The sequence below is a fragment of the Streptomyces roseirectus genome, from assembly GCF_014489635.1.
Lineage (GTDB): Bacteria > Actinomycetota > Actinomycetes > Streptomycetales > Streptomycetaceae > Streptomyces > Streptomyces roseirectus.
Window position 1 is genome coordinate 1,319,251 of record NZ_CP060828.1, and the last position, 15,795, is coordinate 1,335,045.

The 15,795-nt window shown below is 72.1% G+C and carries 14 protein-coding genes; 10 read left to right on the forward strand and 4 right to left on the reverse strand.

The window, feature by feature from the left end; translation table 11 throughout:
- Positions 1–27: 27 nt before the first annotated feature.
- The 4 genes from IAG44_RS05365 to IAG44_RS05380 all read left to right on the forward strand — a co-directional run bounded on the left by IAG44_RS05365 (position 28) and on the right by IAG44_RS05380 (position 3,381).
- The gene (locus tag IAG44_RS05365) at positions 28–963 is read left to right on the forward strand and encodes a M56 family metallopeptidase (protein WP_187745971.1); all 936 of its coding nucleotides are present in this window, start codon (positions 28–30) and stop codon (positions 961–963) included.
- Between the two features lie 83 nt (positions 964–1,046).
- Entirely contained in the window at positions 1,047–1,736 is a 690-nt protein-coding gene (locus tag IAG44_RS05370; RefSeq protein ID WP_187745972.1) for a phosphatase PAP2 family protein, read from the forward strand.
- A 122-nt stretch (positions 1,737–1,858) separates the two neighbouring features.
- A complete protein-coding gene (locus IAG44_RS05375; RefSeq protein WP_187745973.1) occupies positions 1,859–2,548 on the forward strand; it encodes an HAD family hydrolase in 690 nt (229 codons plus the stop codon).
- 140 nt (positions 2,549–2,688) lie between these two features.
- Positions 2,689–3,381, forward strand: coding sequence for a TetR/AcrR family transcriptional regulator (locus IAG44_RS05380; protein WP_187745974.1), 693 nt, complete (start codon positions 2,689–2,691; stop codon positions 3,379–3,381).
- Here the strand turns inward: IAG44_RS05380 and IAG44_RS05385 are convergent.
- Positions 3,366–4,871 (reverse strand): LVIVD repeat-containing protein, encoded by a 1,506-nt coding sequence (locus IAG44_RS05385; protein WP_187745975.1) that lies wholly within the window; start codon positions 4,869–4,871, stop codon positions 3,366–3,368. The genes IAG44_RS05380 and IAG44_RS05385 overlap by 16 nt on opposite strands.
- A 181-nt stretch (positions 4,872–5,052) precedes the next feature.
- Here IAG44_RS05385 and IAG44_RS05390 point away from each other — a divergent pair, with 181 nt between their 5' ends.
- Entirely contained in the window at positions 5,053–5,712 is a 660-nt protein-coding gene (locus tag IAG44_RS05390; protein ID WP_246561507.1) for a DUF305 domain-containing protein, read from the forward strand.
- 55 nt (positions 5,713–5,767) lie between these two features.
- Here the strand turns inward: IAG44_RS05390 and IAG44_RS05395 are convergent, their stop codons facing one another.
- Positions 5,768–6,268 (reverse strand): DUF6214 family protein, encoded by a 501-nt coding sequence (locus IAG44_RS05395; protein WP_187745977.1) that lies wholly within the window; start codon positions 6,266–6,268, stop codon positions 5,768–5,770.
- A gap of 124 nt (positions 6,269–6,392) precedes the next feature.
- Here IAG44_RS05395 and IAG44_RS05400 point away from each other — a divergent pair, with 124 nt between their 5' ends.
- Together IAG44_RS05400 and IAG44_RS05405 are read left to right on the forward strand one after the other, a co-directional pair.
- A complete protein-coding gene (locus IAG44_RS05400; RefSeq protein ID WP_187745978.1) occupies positions 6,393–7,724 on the forward strand; it encodes an FAD-dependent oxidoreductase in 1,332 nt (443 codons plus the stop codon).
- 132 nt (positions 7,725–7,856) lie between these two features.
- Entirely contained in the window at positions 7,857–9,182 is a 1,326-nt protein-coding gene (locus IAG44_RS05405) for a nucleobase:cation symporter-2 family protein (protein ID WP_187745979.1), read from the forward strand.
- A gap of 55 nt (positions 9,183–9,237) precedes the next feature.
- Here IAG44_RS05405 and IAG44_RS05410 read toward each other — a convergent pair whose 3' ends face one another.
- Entirely contained in the window at positions 9,238–10,521 is a 1,284-nt protein-coding gene (locus tag IAG44_RS05410) for an extracellular catalytic domain type 1 short-chain-length polyhydroxyalkanoate depolymerase (protein ID WP_187745980.1), read from the reverse strand.
- Between the two features lie 318 nt (positions 10,522–10,839).
- Between IAG44_RS05410 and IAG44_RS05415 the strand changes: the two genes are divergently transcribed.
- Together IAG44_RS05415 and IAG44_RS05420 are read left to right on the forward strand one after the other, a co-directional pair.
- Entirely contained in the window at positions 10,840–11,667 is an 828-nt protein-coding gene (locus IAG44_RS05415; protein ID WP_246561509.1) for a pectate lyase family protein, read from the forward strand.
- A gap of 98 nt (positions 11,668–11,765) precedes the next feature.
- Positions 11,766–12,554 carry a pectate lyase gene (locus IAG44_RS05420; RefSeq protein WP_187745981.1) on the forward strand — a complete coding sequence of 263 codons (789 nt, stop codon included), beginning with the start codon at positions 11,766–11,768 and terminating at the stop codon, positions 12,552–12,554.
- A 758-nt stretch (positions 12,555–13,312) separates the two neighbouring features.
- Here the strand turns inward: IAG44_RS05420 and IAG44_RS05425 are convergent.
- Entirely contained in the window at positions 13,313–14,065 is a 753-nt protein-coding gene (locus tag IAG44_RS05425) for a PaaX family transcriptional regulator C-terminal domain-containing protein (RefSeq protein WP_187745982.1), read from the reverse strand.
- Positions 14,066–14,136: 71 nt separating this feature from the next.
- Here IAG44_RS05425 and IAG44_RS05430 point away from each other — a divergent pair, with 71 nt between their 5' ends.
- Complete coding sequence (locus IAG44_RS05430) at positions 14,137–15,786, forward strand: acyl-CoA dehydrogenase family protein (RefSeq protein WP_187745983.1); 1,650 nt, start codon at positions 14,137–14,139, stop codon at positions 15,784–15,786.
- Positions 15,787–15,795 lie beyond the last annotated feature (9 nt).

The following is a 15,795-nucleotide window of genomic DNA, read 5'->3' on the forward strand; positions in this document are numbered from 1 at the left end:
CGCGCCCCGCCTCATAGGCTGCTGCCCATGACGGTCCCCGCGGTCCTCCTCCTGCTCGGCTTCCTGACCGCCGTCGCGGCCCCTCGGCTGCTGGCCCGCGCGGACTGGCCGGAGCGAGAACCGGTGGTCGCGCTGTGGGTGTGGCAGTGCGTGGTCGCGGCGGTCCTGCTGTGCTGCGCGCTGTCGATGACACTGAGCGCGGCGGCGGCCTGGCAGGCGGTGCGCGGGCACGTGTTCGCCCCGGCGCCGCGCGCGGTGGTGGAGGCGTACGCCCTGACGACGGCCGGTCCCTGGGCCGCGGCGACGGCGGTGTCGCTGGCGTGCGCGGGGCTGTGGAGCGGGGCGATGCTGGTGCGGGAGATCGTCCGCGCGCGGCGCCGGCGCCGGGCCCGGCGTGCGGAACTGCGGCTGCGGGTACCGCTGTTGCCGGGTGAGCGGCCGGGCGGGGAGCGGCTGGTGGTGCTGGAGGGCGAGCGGGCCGACGCCTGGTTCATGCCCGGCGCGACACCCCAACTCGTCGTCACCACCGCCGCGTTGCGTCGCCTGAAGGGCCGTCAGCTGGAAGCCGTGCGCGCGCACGAGCAGGGGCACGCGCAGGCGCGGCACGACTGGCTGCTGCACGCCTCGGGCGCGCTCGCGAACGGGTTTCCGCAGGTCCCGGTGTTCGCGGCGTTCCGCGACGAGATGCACCGGCTGGTCGAACTGGCCGCCGACGACATGGCGTCCCGCCGCTTCGGCCGGCTCACCACGGCCCTCGCGCTGGTCGAACTCAACGAGGACAGAGGGGTGTTCGGCCCCAGAGGCGACGCCGACGGGCACCTCCCCCAGCGCGTCGACCGCCTCCTCACTCCCCCGAACCGCCTGCGCCCCTCCCACCGCCTGCGCCTGACGGCCGTCGCGACGCTGGTCCCCGTGGTGCCGGTACTCGTCACGCTGGTACCGGCGTTGCGCACACTGGGCTGACGAGCGCTGGGCTGACGAGCGCTGGGCTGACGAGCGCGCGTCCCCGTTCGCCTCCCCCGCCCCTCATCGGCGAGGATCGACCCATGCACCCCCCACCCCTCGCTTCCCCGCCCCGCCCCCCGGCCCACCCCGTCGTCACCCGCGCGGCGCTCGCCCTGGGCGTGTCCTTCGCCGTGCTGCTCACCCTGGTGTGGGCGGAGTGGCCGCCGGTCCTGGACGCCGACGGTGAGGTGTCACGCACCACACACCGCTGGGCCGTCGACTCCCCCGCCCTCTCGCAGGCGGCCCGGATCCTCACGGACTGGGTGTGGGACCCGCTGACGATGCGCCTGCTGCTGGGCGCGGTGGCCGTCGGGCTGGTGATCCGCCGGCAGGCGTGGGGCACGGTGGTGTGGCTGGGGGTGACGTCGACCGTCGGGACGCTGGTCCAGCAGGGCCTGAAGAGCGCGGTGGGCCGGGAGCGCCCGGTGTGGCCCGACCCCCTCGACTCGGCGCACTACGCGGCCTTCCCCTCGGGCCACGCCCTCACCGCGACGGTCGCGTTCGGTCTTCTGCTCTGGCTCCTGCACGTGCACGGCTGCTCCCGCGTCGTGTGGCGCACGGCGGTCACGGTCTCCGTCGTCTCCGTGACCGGCGTCGGCCTGACCCGGATCTGGCTGGGCGTCCACTGGCCCACGGACGTCCTCGGCGGCTGGCTGCTCGGCGCGCTGGTCGTCGTCGCGGCGATCGAGGCCCACCGCCGGCTGCTGCCCGACGGCGGACTGCGGCGCTGACCCTCACAAGCGAAACAGGCTAACGCGCGGATTCGGCGGCGCCGGTCGAGCCACCGCCGCCCTCAACTCACGCCCAGCTCAGGCGCCCTGCGCCGGACACACCCCCGGGTAGAGTCCAGCGCATGAGCGCCGTGCTGTTCGACTTCTCCGGAACCCTCTTCCGCATCGAATCCACCGACTCCTGGCTCCGCGCCGTCCTCAAGGACGCCGGACTCGCCCTGCCAGAGCCCGAGTTGACCGCGTACGCGCGCGCCCTGGAGGACGTGGGCGCGCTGCCGGGCGGCGCCGGGAACGTACGCGTGCCCGAGGAGCTGGCGGAGGTGTGGCGGGTGCGGGACGAGACCGCCGAGGCGCACCGCGCCGCGTACACCGGCCTGTCCCGGCTGGTCCCGCTGCCCGATCCCGCGCTGCACGACGCCCTGTACGAGCGGCACATGGCGCCGGACGCCTGGGCGCCGTACCCGGACGCGGTCGAGGTGCTGACCGCGCTACGCGAGCGGGACGTCCGGGTGGGGGTGGTGAGCAACATCGGGTGGGATCTGCGTCCGGTGTTCCGCGCGCACGGGCTGGACCGGCTGGTCGACGCGTACATCCTGTCGTTCGAACACGGCGTCCAGAAGCCCGAGTCGAAGCTGTTCGCGATCGCCTGCGGGGCGCTCGGGGTGGAGCCGCGCGAGGCGCTGATGGTCGGGGACGACCGGCGCGCGGACGGCGGCGCGGCGGCGCTGGGCTGCCGGGTGCACTTCGTCGACCACCTGCCGGTGTCCGAACGCCCGGACGGGCTGCGGCCGTTGCTCAACTTCGTGGGCTGAGACCCGCGCCCCCGGCGGCGAACACAGCCGGGCGGTACCGATTCAGGCGATCCCCCGCATCGCCCGAACCAGGACCGCCCGGCCGGTCGTACCGCGTCGACTATAGTTGGCTGCCGACCAGTCAACGCAGGAGTTACAGGATGTCCCCGCGCAGCGCATCGGTCAATGAGGAATTGCGGCGGCGTTCGCGTGAGCGGCTGCTGCGGGCGGCGCTGGAACTGGTCGGGGAGCGCGGGTACGAGGCGACGACGCTCGGGGACATCGCGGACCGGGCCGGGTCTGCGCGCGGGCTGGTGTCGTACTACTTCCCGGGCAAGCGTCAGCTCGTGCAGTCGGCCGTGCACCGGCTCATGCACCGGACGTTGCAGGAGGCGCTGGAGTACGAGCCGCGCGCCGAGGAGGGCCCGGAGCGGATGGCGCGGGCCATCGACGCGGTGCTCTGGCTGGCCCGGGACCGTACCGTGCTGATGCGCCAGCACATGGCCGGGCTGCTGGACGTGGACGGGTTCGTGCAGTGTCCCGAGCAGCGGCGGCTGGCGGAGCTGCTGCGGGACACGGTCGTCCGGCACGGTTCGCACGACGTCGACGCCGACTACCCGATGCTGCGGGCGCAGCTCATGGGCGCCGTCTACGGGATGGTCCTGCCGAACGTGCCGCTGTCCCTGGAGACGCTGCGGGCCGAGCTGTTCACCCGCTACGGGCTCGACTGGGGGCTGGGGTTCCCGCCGGACGCCGAGGCGCCCGGCGGGCTGCGTGACCTGGACCTGTCACGCTTCTTCGAGACGGCTCACCAAGAGACGGATCACCAGGGTCCGGCTCACCAGCCGAAATAGTCCGGCTGCGTCTGGACGTTCAGCTCGCTCAGCCGCACCCACTTCGCCGGATCCGTGCGCCGGTCGTCGATCTTCAGGACGTCGAAGCCGTTGCTGATGTCGTTCGAGTAGATGTAGCCGTTGTAGTAGTACGCCGACCACGAGCCACCGCTGGTGAGGTCGGTCGCGCTGTCCGGGCCGCGCTCGAAGAACGCGATCTCCCGGGGCCGGCTGGAGTCGGTGAACTCCCAGACGGAGACGCCACCCTGGTACCACGCCTGGACCATGAGGTCGCGGCCCTTGACCGGGATCAGCGAGCCGTTGTGGGCGACGCAGTTCTCGGTGCTCGCCTGATGGCGGGGGATCTTGAAGTAGCTGCGGAAGACGAGCTTGCGGTGGTCGCCCTTGCCGACGATGTCGTAGATGCCGTCGGCGCCGCGGTTCGGTCCGATCTCCGCGTTGCAGGTGGCCGCGCCGCCGCCGCCCAACTCGTCCGTGAAGACGACCTTGTCGGCCTTCTGGTTGAACGTCGCCGAGTGCCAGAACGCGAAGTTCACGTTGTCCTGGACCTGGTCGATGATCTTCGGGTGCTCCGGGTCCTTGATGGACATCAGGATGCCGTCGCCCATGCACGCGCCGGCCGCGAGGTCCAGCTCGGGCAGGACGGTGATGTCGTGGCAGCCGGTGGTCTTGGAGACGCCCGGGTTGGTCGGGCCGCCCGGGTTGCCGCCGCCGTCGGGGCCCTCACCGGGGAACAGCACCGGGAAGCCGACGACGGCCGCCTTCTCGGGCGCGTGGCGCGGCACCTTGATGATCGAGATGCCGTCGTGCGGGGGCTGGCAGTCGGGGTAGTTGGCGTTCGGGGAGTACGAGGAGACGTACAGGTAGACGTTCCTGCGCTCCGGCACCAGCGTGTGCGTGTGCGAGCCGCAGGCGGTCTCCACGGCGGCCACGTACTTCGGGTTGCGCTTGTCGCTGATGTCGAAGATCTTCATGCCCTCCCAGGACGACTTCTCGCTCGCCGGCTGGGTGGTGCTGTTGCAACTGCTGTCGCTGCGCGAGGAGTCGGTGGACAGGAACAGCAGGTTCCCGTCGACGGTGACGTCGTTCTGCGAGCCGGGGCAGAGCACCTGGACGACGGTCTTCGGGGCCCTCGGGTTGCTGATGTCGTAGATGCGGAAGCCGTCGTAGTTGCCGGCGAACGCGTACCTGCCCTGGAACGCCAGGTCGGAGTTCTTGTCGCGCAGGACGTCCTTGGGGACGTTCGCCAGGTGCTTGATGTTGGCCGAGTGCACGACCTCGCCCACGCCGGGTATCTCCCCGGCGGCGATGGCCTCGGCGACGTCGGCCCGGTCGCTCCGCGAGAGTTGGCGTTCCACGGCGGGCGTGTCCCCGGGGTCGGGGATGGCCAGCGCCGGGGTCGCGGTGAGCAGCGCGGCGAGCAGTCCCGTCACGCCGGCCACGACTCCGAGACGTCTGCGCCGCGTTCGGGGGTCCTTCAACAGGGTCACTGTGTCCTCCCTCGTCGCCGTTCCTCGCGGAACGGGTCACGGTCTCCCGAAGTATCGTCTTAGTCATGGTCATATCAACAGACGGCAACAAGCTCGTCACATAACTTTTCGATCGACAGGGCACAGATCCGTGCTAGGACGGTCACAGCAGTGCCGAACTCATACGCAACAGGAGGTCGTTGTGCGCTCTCGCCGCACCTGGGTGGTCACCGCCGCGCTGTTCGCGCTCGCCCTGACCGGCTGCGACTCGGGGGCGGACGACGCCTCGAAGGGCGCGTCGAAGAGTGCGGGCAGCGGCGGGCCGACGGTAGTGGTGCCGGGGAAGCCGGGCGAGGAGAACCGCACGATGTCCGCCGAGGAGGCGGCCGGGCACCGGGCGCAGGACGACTCGCCGAACTCGGCGGACGTCGAGTACGCGCAGATGATGATCGTCCACCACGAGCAGGCGCTGAAGATGACCGAACTCGTCCCGCAGCGCGCGCAGTCGACGGCCGTGAAGGGGCTCGCCGACCGGATATCGGCCGCGCAGGCACCCGAGATCGAGGTCATGCGGGACTGGCTGAAGGTGAACAAGAAGCCCGTGGAGGCGCGGGGTCACGCGGCGCACGGCGCGATGCCGGGGATGGCGACGGACGCCCAACTCGCCGAACTGCGCGGGGCGAAGGGCAAGGCGTTCGACACACTCTTCCTCACCCTGATGATCACCCACCACGAGGGGGCGATCACCATGGCGACGGACGTCAAGTCGCAGGGGAACAACATCCAGGTCGAGGAGATGGCGGACGACGTGGTCGCCCAGCAGACCAGCGAGATCTCCAGGATGCGCGCGATGCTGCGGTGAACGCCGTCAACAGCCGTGCACAGCACGCGACTTGACGACCCCTCAATCCCCTTGCTCAGCCCCGGGAGTGACGCGCCGTCAGCAAACCGGCGTCCCTCGCCTGCGCGATGAGCATCAGCGACCGGCGCCTGCTGTGCCCGGTCGCCGCCATCACCGCGAGGACCGGGTCGCCGCCCGCCTCCTGCGCGGCCCGGTACTCCTGGGCGACGAGCCGGGCCCCCTCGGTCCCGCCCGGCCACGACGGACGGGATCGGCGCGAGCCCTCCTCGCCCTGACGCCCGCCGCACACCTCGAACAGCGGCCCCTCGATCCAGTCGGCGAGCACCGTGAGGTCGATCAGGGACAGCGGGGGTTCGGCCTTGACGTCCTCGATGCAGACGCCACCGGCCCCGACGACCGCCAGGACCTCGACGCGGGCGCGGTCGGGGAAGGCCAGGCGGACGGTGTACCAGGCGGTCGCGGCGCCGCTCTCCCGCACTTCCCACGCGGGCCGCACCGCGACCTCGGCGTCCTCGGCGCGACGATCGGAAAGATTAAGAAACGATGTTTCTAGCACACACGCAACGTAACCGCATCATCACATTCCATACGAACTGACACGCACACCGGTACCGCCCCGCACCCTGACAGCGCAGCCCGCCCGGTGTCATCCTGGAACCCCTCCGAGTGAGGAGTCCGCCGTGCCGCGTGTCGCCGTCGTCGGGTCAGGACCGAGCGGGGTCTACACCGCCCAGTGCCTGGTGGAACGCGATCCGGACGTGCTCGTGGACGTCCTGGACCGGCTGCCGTGCCCCTACGGACTCGTCCGCTACGGCGTCGCCCCGGACCACGAGAAGATCAAGTCCCTCCAGAACAACCTGCGGACGGTCCTGGAGCACGACCGGGTCCGCTTCCTCGGCGGCGTCGAGGTCGGCCCGTCCTGTGTGACGGTCGTACGACTGCGCCAGTTGTACGACGCCGTCGTGTACTGCGTCGGCGCGGCCGGTGACCGCAGGCTCGGGATCGACGGCGAGCGGCTGCCGGGCAGCTGGTCGGCGACGGAGTTCGTGTCCTGGTACAGCGCACACCCCGACGCCGGCGCGGACGGCTTCCTGACCGGCGTCCGCTCGGCCGTCGTGATCGGCGTCGGCAACGTCGCGGTGGACGTGGCGCGGATCCTGGCCCGCGCCGAGGCCGAGCTGAGCCCCACCGACATCCCGCAGGCGGCGCTGCTCGCGCTGGCGGCGAGCGGGGTGCGCGAGGTGCACATGGTGGGCCGGCGGGGTCCCTCGCAGGCCCGGTTCACGACGAAGGAGCTGCGCGAGCTGGGCGGTCTGCCGGGCGTCGATGTCACCACGGACGCACGGGAGTTGGCGCTCGATCCGGGGTACGCCGACCCGTCGGGGCTCCCTGCGGCGCAGCGGCGCAACGTGGAGGTGCTGCGGGGCTGGGCGCGTCCAGAGACCGACAGCGCGGGCCGCCGTATCCACGTGCGTTTCTTCCTCCGGCCCGTCGCGCTGCTGCCCGGCGAGCGGGGGCGGGTGGGTGCCGTCCGGTTCGAGCGAACCGTGCCCGACGGCGTCGGCGGCGTCGTGGGGACGGGTGAATTCGAGGAGATCCGGGCGGAGTTGGTGCTGCGGTCGGTCGGTTATCGCGGGGTGCCGCTGGAGGGGCTGCCGTTCGACGCGGCGCTCGGCACGGTGCCGCACACGGCCGGGCGGGTGCTGCGGAACGGTGTGGTGGCGCCCGGCGAGTACGTGGCCGGGTGGATCAAGCGCGGGCCGACGGGCGTCATCGGGACGAACCGGCCGTGCGCGAAGGAGACGGCGGCCTCACTGCTGGCTGACCTGACCGACCGTCAACTCACGGATCCTCTGCCACTGTTGCGGTCGTCCGGGGTGGAGCCGGTCGGCTGGGAGGGGTGGCGGGCGATCGAGCGGGCCGAGGCGGTGTGGGGCGCGTCGCTCGGGCGGGGTGTGGTGAAGCTGCCGGACTGGGCGGCGCTGCGGGCGGCGGTCGGTCCGGGCGCCTGAGGAGCAAGGCGGCGACCGTCCGGCGGGATCGAGAGGGATACAGAGCGGCAACACCCCGGAAATCAACAATCTGTTCAACCGTTTTACGGTCACGTGCTGTCGTTTCCCGTCCCCTTCCGCTCAGGAGCGCACATGACCGTCCATCCCGTCGACGAGGTGCCGCCGATACGCCACCTCGCCGCCTTCGGCCTCCAGCACGTGCTCGCGATGTACGCGGGCGCGGTGGCCGTCCCGCTGATCGTGGGCGGGGCGATGAAGCTGTCGGCGGCCGACCTGGCGTACCTGATCACGGCGGATCTGCTGGTGTGCGGGATCGCCACGCTGATCCAGTGCGTGGGGTTCTGGCGGTTCGGGGTGCGGCTGCCGATCATGCAGGGCTGCACGTTCGCGGCGGTGTCGCCGATGGTGCTGATCGGCACGACGGGCGGTGGACTCCCCGCGATCTACGGGTCGGTGATCGTGGCGGGGCTCGCGATCGTGCTGCTGGCACCGGTGTTCGGGAAGCTGCTGCGGTTCTTCCCGCCGCTGGTGACCGGGACGGTGATCCTGGTGATCGGTCTGTCGCTGCTGCCGGTCGCCGGCAACTGGGCTGCGGGCGGGGTCGGTTCGGCGGACTTCGGGGCGCCGAAGAACGTCGGGCTCGCCGCGTTCGTCCTCGCCGTCGTCCTGGCCGTGCAGCGGTTCGGGCCGCCGTTCCTGTCGCGGGTCGCGGTGCTCGCGGGGATTCTCGTGGGGCTCGCGGTGGCGATCCCTCTCGGGTTCACGGACTTCGGCGGGGTCGGGGACGCGGACTGGGTGGGGGTCAGCACGCCGTTCCACTTCGGGGCGCCGGTGTTCGAGGCGTCGGCGATCATCTCGATGCTGGTCGTCGCGCTGGTGACGATGACCGAGACGACGGGTGACCTGATCGCGGTCGGCGAGCTCACCGGCCGCGAGGTGAAGGAGGGCCCGCTCGCGGACGGGCTGCGCGCGGACGGGCTGTCGACCGTGCTGGGCGGGGTGTTCAACACGTTCCCGTACACGGCGTACGCGCAGAACGTGGGGCTCGTCGGGATGACGCGGGTGAAGAGCCGGTGGGTCGTCGCGGCGGCGGGCGGCATCCTCGTCGTCCTCGGGCTGCTGCCGAAGCTCGGCGCGGTGGTCGCGGCCGTGCCGGCGCCCGTGCTGGGCGGGGCGGGGCTCGCGATGTTCGGGACGGTCGCGGCGAGCGGCCTGCGCACGCTCGCCGGGGTCGACTTCCGGGACAACCACAATCTGACGGTCGTCGCCGTGTCGGTCGCGGTCGGGCTGCTGCCGGTCGGGGTGCCGACCGTGTACGAGAAGTTCCCCGACTGGTTCCAGACGGTGATGAACAGCGGGATCAGCGCGGGCTGCCTCACCGCGATCGTCCTCAATCTGCTCTTCAACCACCTTCCGGCCGGGGCGGGTTCACCGGTGGCCGCGCGAACGGACGGCTGACGCGCCGTGGTCGGGGTGCCGTCCGGCACCCCGACCACTTGATGACCCGTCAGTTCTACGCGCAGGCCGTGCCGTTGAGGGAGAAGGCGCTCGGCGCGGCCGCGTTGCCGGTGTGGCTCGCCTGGTAGCCGACGGTCACGGACGCGCCGGGTGCGAGGGCCGCGTTGTAGGCCGCGTTCGTGGCCGTCACCGCGCCGGACGCGGGCGCGTAGGTGGCGCCCCAGCCGTTGGTGATGGTCTGGCCGGCGGGGAGGGTGAAGGTGAGGCGCCAGCCGCTGAGCGCGGCGGTGCCGGTGTTGGTGAGGGTGACGGAGTTGGTCAGGCCGGTGTTCCAGGCGCTGACGCTGGACGTCACCTTGCAGGGGCCCGTGGGGTTGGGGTTGCCGGGGCCGGGGTCGGGGGTGAGGCCGAAGAAGGTGAGGACGCGGGCGCCCATGCCGCTCGCGTACACGTTGTGCCCGGTCTGGATGCTGATCGCCTCGACGGGGGCCTGGTCACCCGTGCCGCCGTAGCGCGTGCGCGTCCAGCCGTTGGGTGAGTCGGTGGCGGACGGCGTCTGCGTCAGGCCGTGGACGTCGGTCCACTGCTTGATCTCCTCGCCGAAGTTGGGGTAGCGCAGGACGTCGTCCTGGGTGCCGTGCCAGACCTGCATGCGCGGCCGGGGGCCGGTGTAGCCGGGGTAGGCGCCCCGGACGAGGTCGCCCCACGCCTGCGGGGTGCGGATGATCGTGCCGTTCGCGCAGTCGCTGTTCCACTCGGAGCCGTTCGTGGTGGCGAAGCAGGCGAAGGGCACGCCCGCGAAGGCGGCGCCGGCGGCGAAGACGTCGGGGTAGTCGCCGAGCAGGACGTTCGTCATCATCGCGCCGGACGACATGCCGGTGACGAAGATCTTGCCGGTGTCCGCCGCGTAGTTGGTGACGGCCCAGTCGACCATCGACTTGATGCCGACCGGGTCGCTGCCGCCGCCGCGCTTGAGGGCCTGCGGGGAGGCGACGTCCCAGCACTTGCTGGCGCGGGTCACCGACGGGTACACGACGACGAAGCCGTACCGGTCGGCGAGGGACTTGTACTCGCTGCCGTTGTACATGTCGGTCGCGGAGCCGCCACACCAGTGGACGGCGACGAGGACGGCCGGGCGGGCACTGACGTTGGCCGGCGCGTACGCCCACATGCGCAGGTTGCTGGGGTTGGCGCCGAAGCCGGTGACCTCGGTGAAGGTCGCGGGCGGCACGGGGGCGGCGGAGGCCGGCGGCGGGGCGAGGAACAGCGCCGCGAGCAGCACGGCGAGCGCGGTGAGCGCCGAACGCAGCGCCGTGCGCGGGGGGTTGGGGGTGGACACGGGTCGGTCCCTTCTGTCACGGCTCACGGCTCGGGGACGCGTGCGGGGAGCCTGGGGGCACCCGGTCCGCATGGTGACATGGGCACGGCATCCCATGGAAGCGCTCCCACACCTCTTTCCGGAGTTTCACAGGTGGCTGGATCCGTTCTGCGCGAACCGTTGACCAGAAAGCGCTTACCCCCTACGTTCCGTTCAGCGATGTGATCGAGCCGCTCCCCAGTTGCCCATAAAGGTCGCCTCGCGCATGCACCAGCGTTCAACATCACGTTTTCTGTTCACGGATATGTGCTACATGTCCTCGTGAAGGGACGCCCCCACATGCGTACACATCCCCTCGCCCGCAGAGCCGCGCCGGCCTCGCCGGTCGGGTTCGGCGCCGGGACGACCGGTGGCGGCGGCGCCTCGGCGGTGACCGTCTCGACCTTGGCCGCGTTCACGTCGGCGGTGACGGACGCCGGTTCGAAGGTCGTGCGGGTCAACGGCCTGATCACGCTGGACGGTCAGGTCGACGTCGGGTCCAACACGACGGTCCTGGGCGTCGGTTCGTCGTCCGGGTTCAAGGGTGGCGGGCTGCGGCTGAAGAACGTCACGAACGTCGTGATCCGCAACCTCGACATCAGCAAGCCGCCGGCGCCCGCCGACGGCGTCGAGGTGCAGCGCTCGACGAAGGTGTGGATCGACCACAACTCCTTCTCCGCCGACCGCAGTCACGACCAGGACCACTTCAAGGGGTCGCTCGTCGGGCACAGCGACAAGAACTCCGCCGAGGACACCGGGCACTTGAGGGTGACGTACCACCACAACCTGTTCAGCGACGTGTACTCGCGCATCCCCAGCCTGCGGTTCGGGACCGGGCACTTCTACGACAACCACGTGACCGGCGCGGAGACCGCCGTGCACTCGCGGATGGGCGCGCAGATGCTCGTCGAGAACAACGTCTTCCGGAACACGAAGGTCGCGGTGACGACGAGTCGGAGCAGTGACGTCGACGGGTTCGCGAACCTGCGCGGGAGCGATCTCGGGGGAGCCGCCACCGAGATCTCGCGGACCGGGTCGTTCACGTCGCCGCCGTACGGGTACACGGCCGAGCCGGCGTCGACGGTCGTCGCGTCGGTGGCGGCGGGGGCGGGGGCCGGGAAGCTCTGAGTTTCCCTCAGCCCCGGCATCTCTCCAACAGGCGTTTCTCCAGCGGGTGTTCCTCCCGCAGGTGTTTCACTCCCCAACTGAAAGAAGGCGTACGGGACATGACTTCTTTAGCGCGCGCGGCCGGCGGTGGGCTCGCCGCACTCTCGCTCTCGATTGGCATGATCATGACTAGCGGGGCGGCGTCTCCCGCGCAGGCGGCGACCTGGCCGTCCGCCAACGGGAGCCAGGGCGTCTCCTCGACCATCCCGGTCTCCGGCACCAAGGACTACGGGATGAAGCGGCTCTACGGCACCGGGGCGCTCGGCACCGACAACCAGGGCGAGGACCAGGGGCCGATCCTCGAACTCGCCGCCGGGGCCGTCCTCAAGAACGTCATCCTCGGCGCGCCCGCCGCCGACGGGATCCACTGCAAGGGCAGTTGCACGCTCCAGAACGTCTGGTGGGAGGACGTCGGCGAGGACGCCGCGACCTTCCGGGGCTCGTCCTCCTCGAACGTCTACACCGTCTCAGGCGGGGGCGCCCGCGCCGCCAGCGACAAGGTGTTCCAGTTCAACGGCGCCGGGACGCTCAACGTGTCCAACTTCGCCGTCCAGAACTTCGGGACGTTCGTGCGGTCCTGCGGGAACTGCTCCACGCAGTACAAGCGGACCATCAACCTCAACACGATCGAGGCGACGTACTCCGGCGGGAAGCTCGTCGGCATCAACACCAACTACGGCGACAGCGCGACCCTGCGGCGCGTCACCATCGTCGGCGACAGCGGGCGCAAGATCGTGCCCTGCCAGAAGTACATCGGCAACAACTCCGGCAAGGAGCCGTCCACCAACGGGTCCGGGCCCGACGGGACGTACTGCAAGTACGCGACGTCGGACGTCACCTACCGGTAGCTCCCCCCACGGGGCCCCGGCCGCACGCAGCGCACCCGCACGGTGTTGCGCGCGGCCGGGTGTTGGGGGTTGGGGGTTGGGGGTTGGGGGGAGCCGGGCCGGTCGGGAATCGGACGTCGGTGCCGGGCGGGCCGTCACCCTCGCCCTCCCGGCGCGGGCCGTCGCAACTCACCTTCCCCGCGCGGGCTCTCACTCTCGCCTTCCCTGCGCGGGCCGGCGCCCTCGCCCTGCCTGCGCGGGCCGGCGCCCTCGCTCTCGCCCTCCCCGCGCGGACCGCCGCCCTCGCCCTGCCTGCGCGGGCCGTCGCCCTCGCTCTCATCCTCCCCGCGCAGGCCGTCGCAACTCGCTGGCGCGCAGCCCTGTTCGACCCGCCGCCCTCACCGGCCGCCGCCCTCCCGGGCTTTGTCACCGCCCCGACGGGCACCCCGCCCACCCCTCAACCCCGGCGGGCCCCCCGCCCACCCCCTCGGCTCCGGCGAGCATCCCGTCCCCCTCGGCCCAACCACGGATCTCACCCCGTCCGCCCCTCGCCCCCGGCGGCACCCCATCCACCTCCTCGGCCCCGGCGCGGATCTCAGCCCGGCCGCCCCTCGCCCCCAGCGGGCACCCCGCCCGCCCCCGGCAGGCATCCCGTCCCCCTCGGCCCAACCACGGATCTCAGCCCATCCACCCCCTCGCCTCCGGCGGGCATCCCGCCCACCCCTCGGCCCCGGCGCGGATCTCACCCCGTCCACCCCCTCGCCCCCCCGGCGCGGACCTCAGCCCGGCCGGTCCCCGGCCCCCTCGCGCGGTCGGCTCGTGAACTCCTCGCGGTAGGCGGCGTAGGCCGTGCGCAGGGAGTCGGCGGGCCAGGTGGGGGGCAGGAGGGCGGTGGGGAGGGCGGGGTCGGTGCGGAGGTGGCGGACGATGGCGGTGTAGGTGGTGAAGCGGGCGGCGGGGGTGGTGGCGTGGGTGGCGTGGTGGAGGAGGGTTTCGGCGGTGGCCTGCCATGTCGTCAACGGCCAGAGGGTGGCCGCGAGTTCCAGGGGCGGGGTGGCCGGCCGGGAGGTGAAGCGGGTGACGTCGTGGAGGTGGGGCGGCCACGGGCGGCACAGGTTCGCCGGGCGGAGCCAGACGCCCTCGCGGAGTTCCGCGAGCCGCAGGGACGTCAACTCGGCTCGGAGGTCGGCGCGTTGGGCAGCGGGGCGGCCCGTCGTGGTGATGACGGCCATCTCCCAGTCGCCGGTCCAGGGGCGGGTCTCGGGGTGCAGCGCGGCGTCCTGGCGCCGGCGGCGTTCCAGGAGGCGGTCGCTGAGGCCGTAGACGGCGCCGGTGCGGCGGAGGTCGCCGGCGGTGGTCATCCGGCTGAGGGCGGCCCGCAGGGTGGACCCGCCGATGCCGAACGGCTCGACGAGGCGGACGAGTTCGCGCACCGGCAGCTCCGGCGGTTGCGCCCCGAGCAGCAGGCTCAGGACGACCGACCGCGCGGACAGCGGTCGCAGCCCCGTCTCCTCCGTCACATCCCTGCGCATGGGGACGTACTCTACGACCACTCCTTGTTGCGCTATTGCTACAGCCGCAGCACGAGCGCAACATGAAGGCCATGACACCGACTCCGGCGCCGCAGACGACCCACGACGTCACGAACCAGCCACCGCCCCTCGCCCCCTACGACGCCTCCGCCGATCCCGCCCTCCTGGAGGGCCTGCGCCGCGAGGGCGCCGGGTGGGCCGAGGCGGACGTCCGCGCGCTGGGCCGGCGCGCCGGGAGCGTGGCGGCGCAGGAGTGGGGCGACCTGGCCAACCGCCACGAACCCGAACTGCGCACGCACGACCGCTACGGCCACCGCGTGGACGAGGTCGACTTCCACCCGAGCTGGCACTCCCTGATGGACGTCGCCGTCACCGAGGGCCTGGCGGGCGCCGCGTGGGCGGACGACCGTCCCGGCGCGCACGTCGCGCGTACGGCGGGCGGTCTGGTGTGGAACCACACGGAGGCGGGCCACGGCTGCCCGGTGTCGATGACGTACGCCGCCGTCCCGGCCCTGCGCCACCAGCCGGACCTCGCGAAGGTGTACGAGCCGCTGCTCACCGCGCGCGTGTACGACCCCGGCCTGCGCGCGCCCGCCGAGAAGCGCGGGATCCTCGCCGGGATGGGCATGACGGAGAAGCAGGGCGGTTCGGACGTCCGGACGAACACGACGTCCGCCGTGCCGTCCGCCGAGCCCGGCGTGTACGTCCTGCGGGGCCACAAGTGGTTCACGTCGGCTCCGATGTGCGACGTGTTCCTGGTGCTCGCGCAGGCCCCCGGCGGGCTGTCCTGCTTCCTCGTGCCGCGCGTGCTGCCCGACGGCACCCGCAACCCGTTCCGGATCCAGCGCCTCAAGGACAAGCTCGGCAACCGCTCCAACGCGTCGTCCGAGCCGGAGTTCGACGGCACGCACGCGTGGCTGGTCGGGGCGGAGGGGCAGGGCGTCAAGACGATCATCGACATGGTCAACTGCACGCGTCTGGACTGCGTGATGGCGACGGCGACCCTGATGCGCAGGACCCTCGTCGAGGCGGGCCACCACGTCCGGCACCGCACCGCCTTCCGCGCGCGCCTGATCGACCAGCCCCTCATGCGCAACGTCCTGGCCGACCTGGCGCTGGAGTCCGAGGCCGCGACGACGCTCACCCTGCGGCTCGCGGGCGCGGCCGACCGCGCCGCGCGCGGGGACGCCGGGGAGCGGGCCTTCCGGCGCATCGCCACGGCCGTCGGCAAGTACTGGGTGACCAAGCGGGGCCCGGCCTTCACCGCCGAGGCCCTGGAGTGCCTGGGCGGCAACGGGTACGTCGAGGACTCCGGGATGCCCCGGCACTACCGGGAGGCGCCCCTGCTGTCGATCTGGGAGGGCTCGGGCAACGTCAACGCGCTCGACGTCCTGCGCGCGCTGGCCCGGGACGCGGACACCCGGGACGCGTACGTCGCGGAACTCGCGCTCGCGCGCGGGGCGGACGCCCGTCTCGACGCGGCCCACGCGCGCGTGGAGCGTCTGCTGGCCGGGGCGTCCGAGACGCAGGCGCGTCGTGTCGTCGAGTCGATGGCGCTCACCCTCCAGGCGTCCCTGCTGGTGCGGCACGCGCCCGCTGCCGTCGCCGACGCGTTCTGCGCGACCCGGCTCGACGGCGACTGGGGGCACTCCTTCGGCACGCTGCCCGACTCTGCGGACCTCGGCACGATCCTCGACCGGGCGCTGCCCGAGACGGTCTGACGTCCCGTT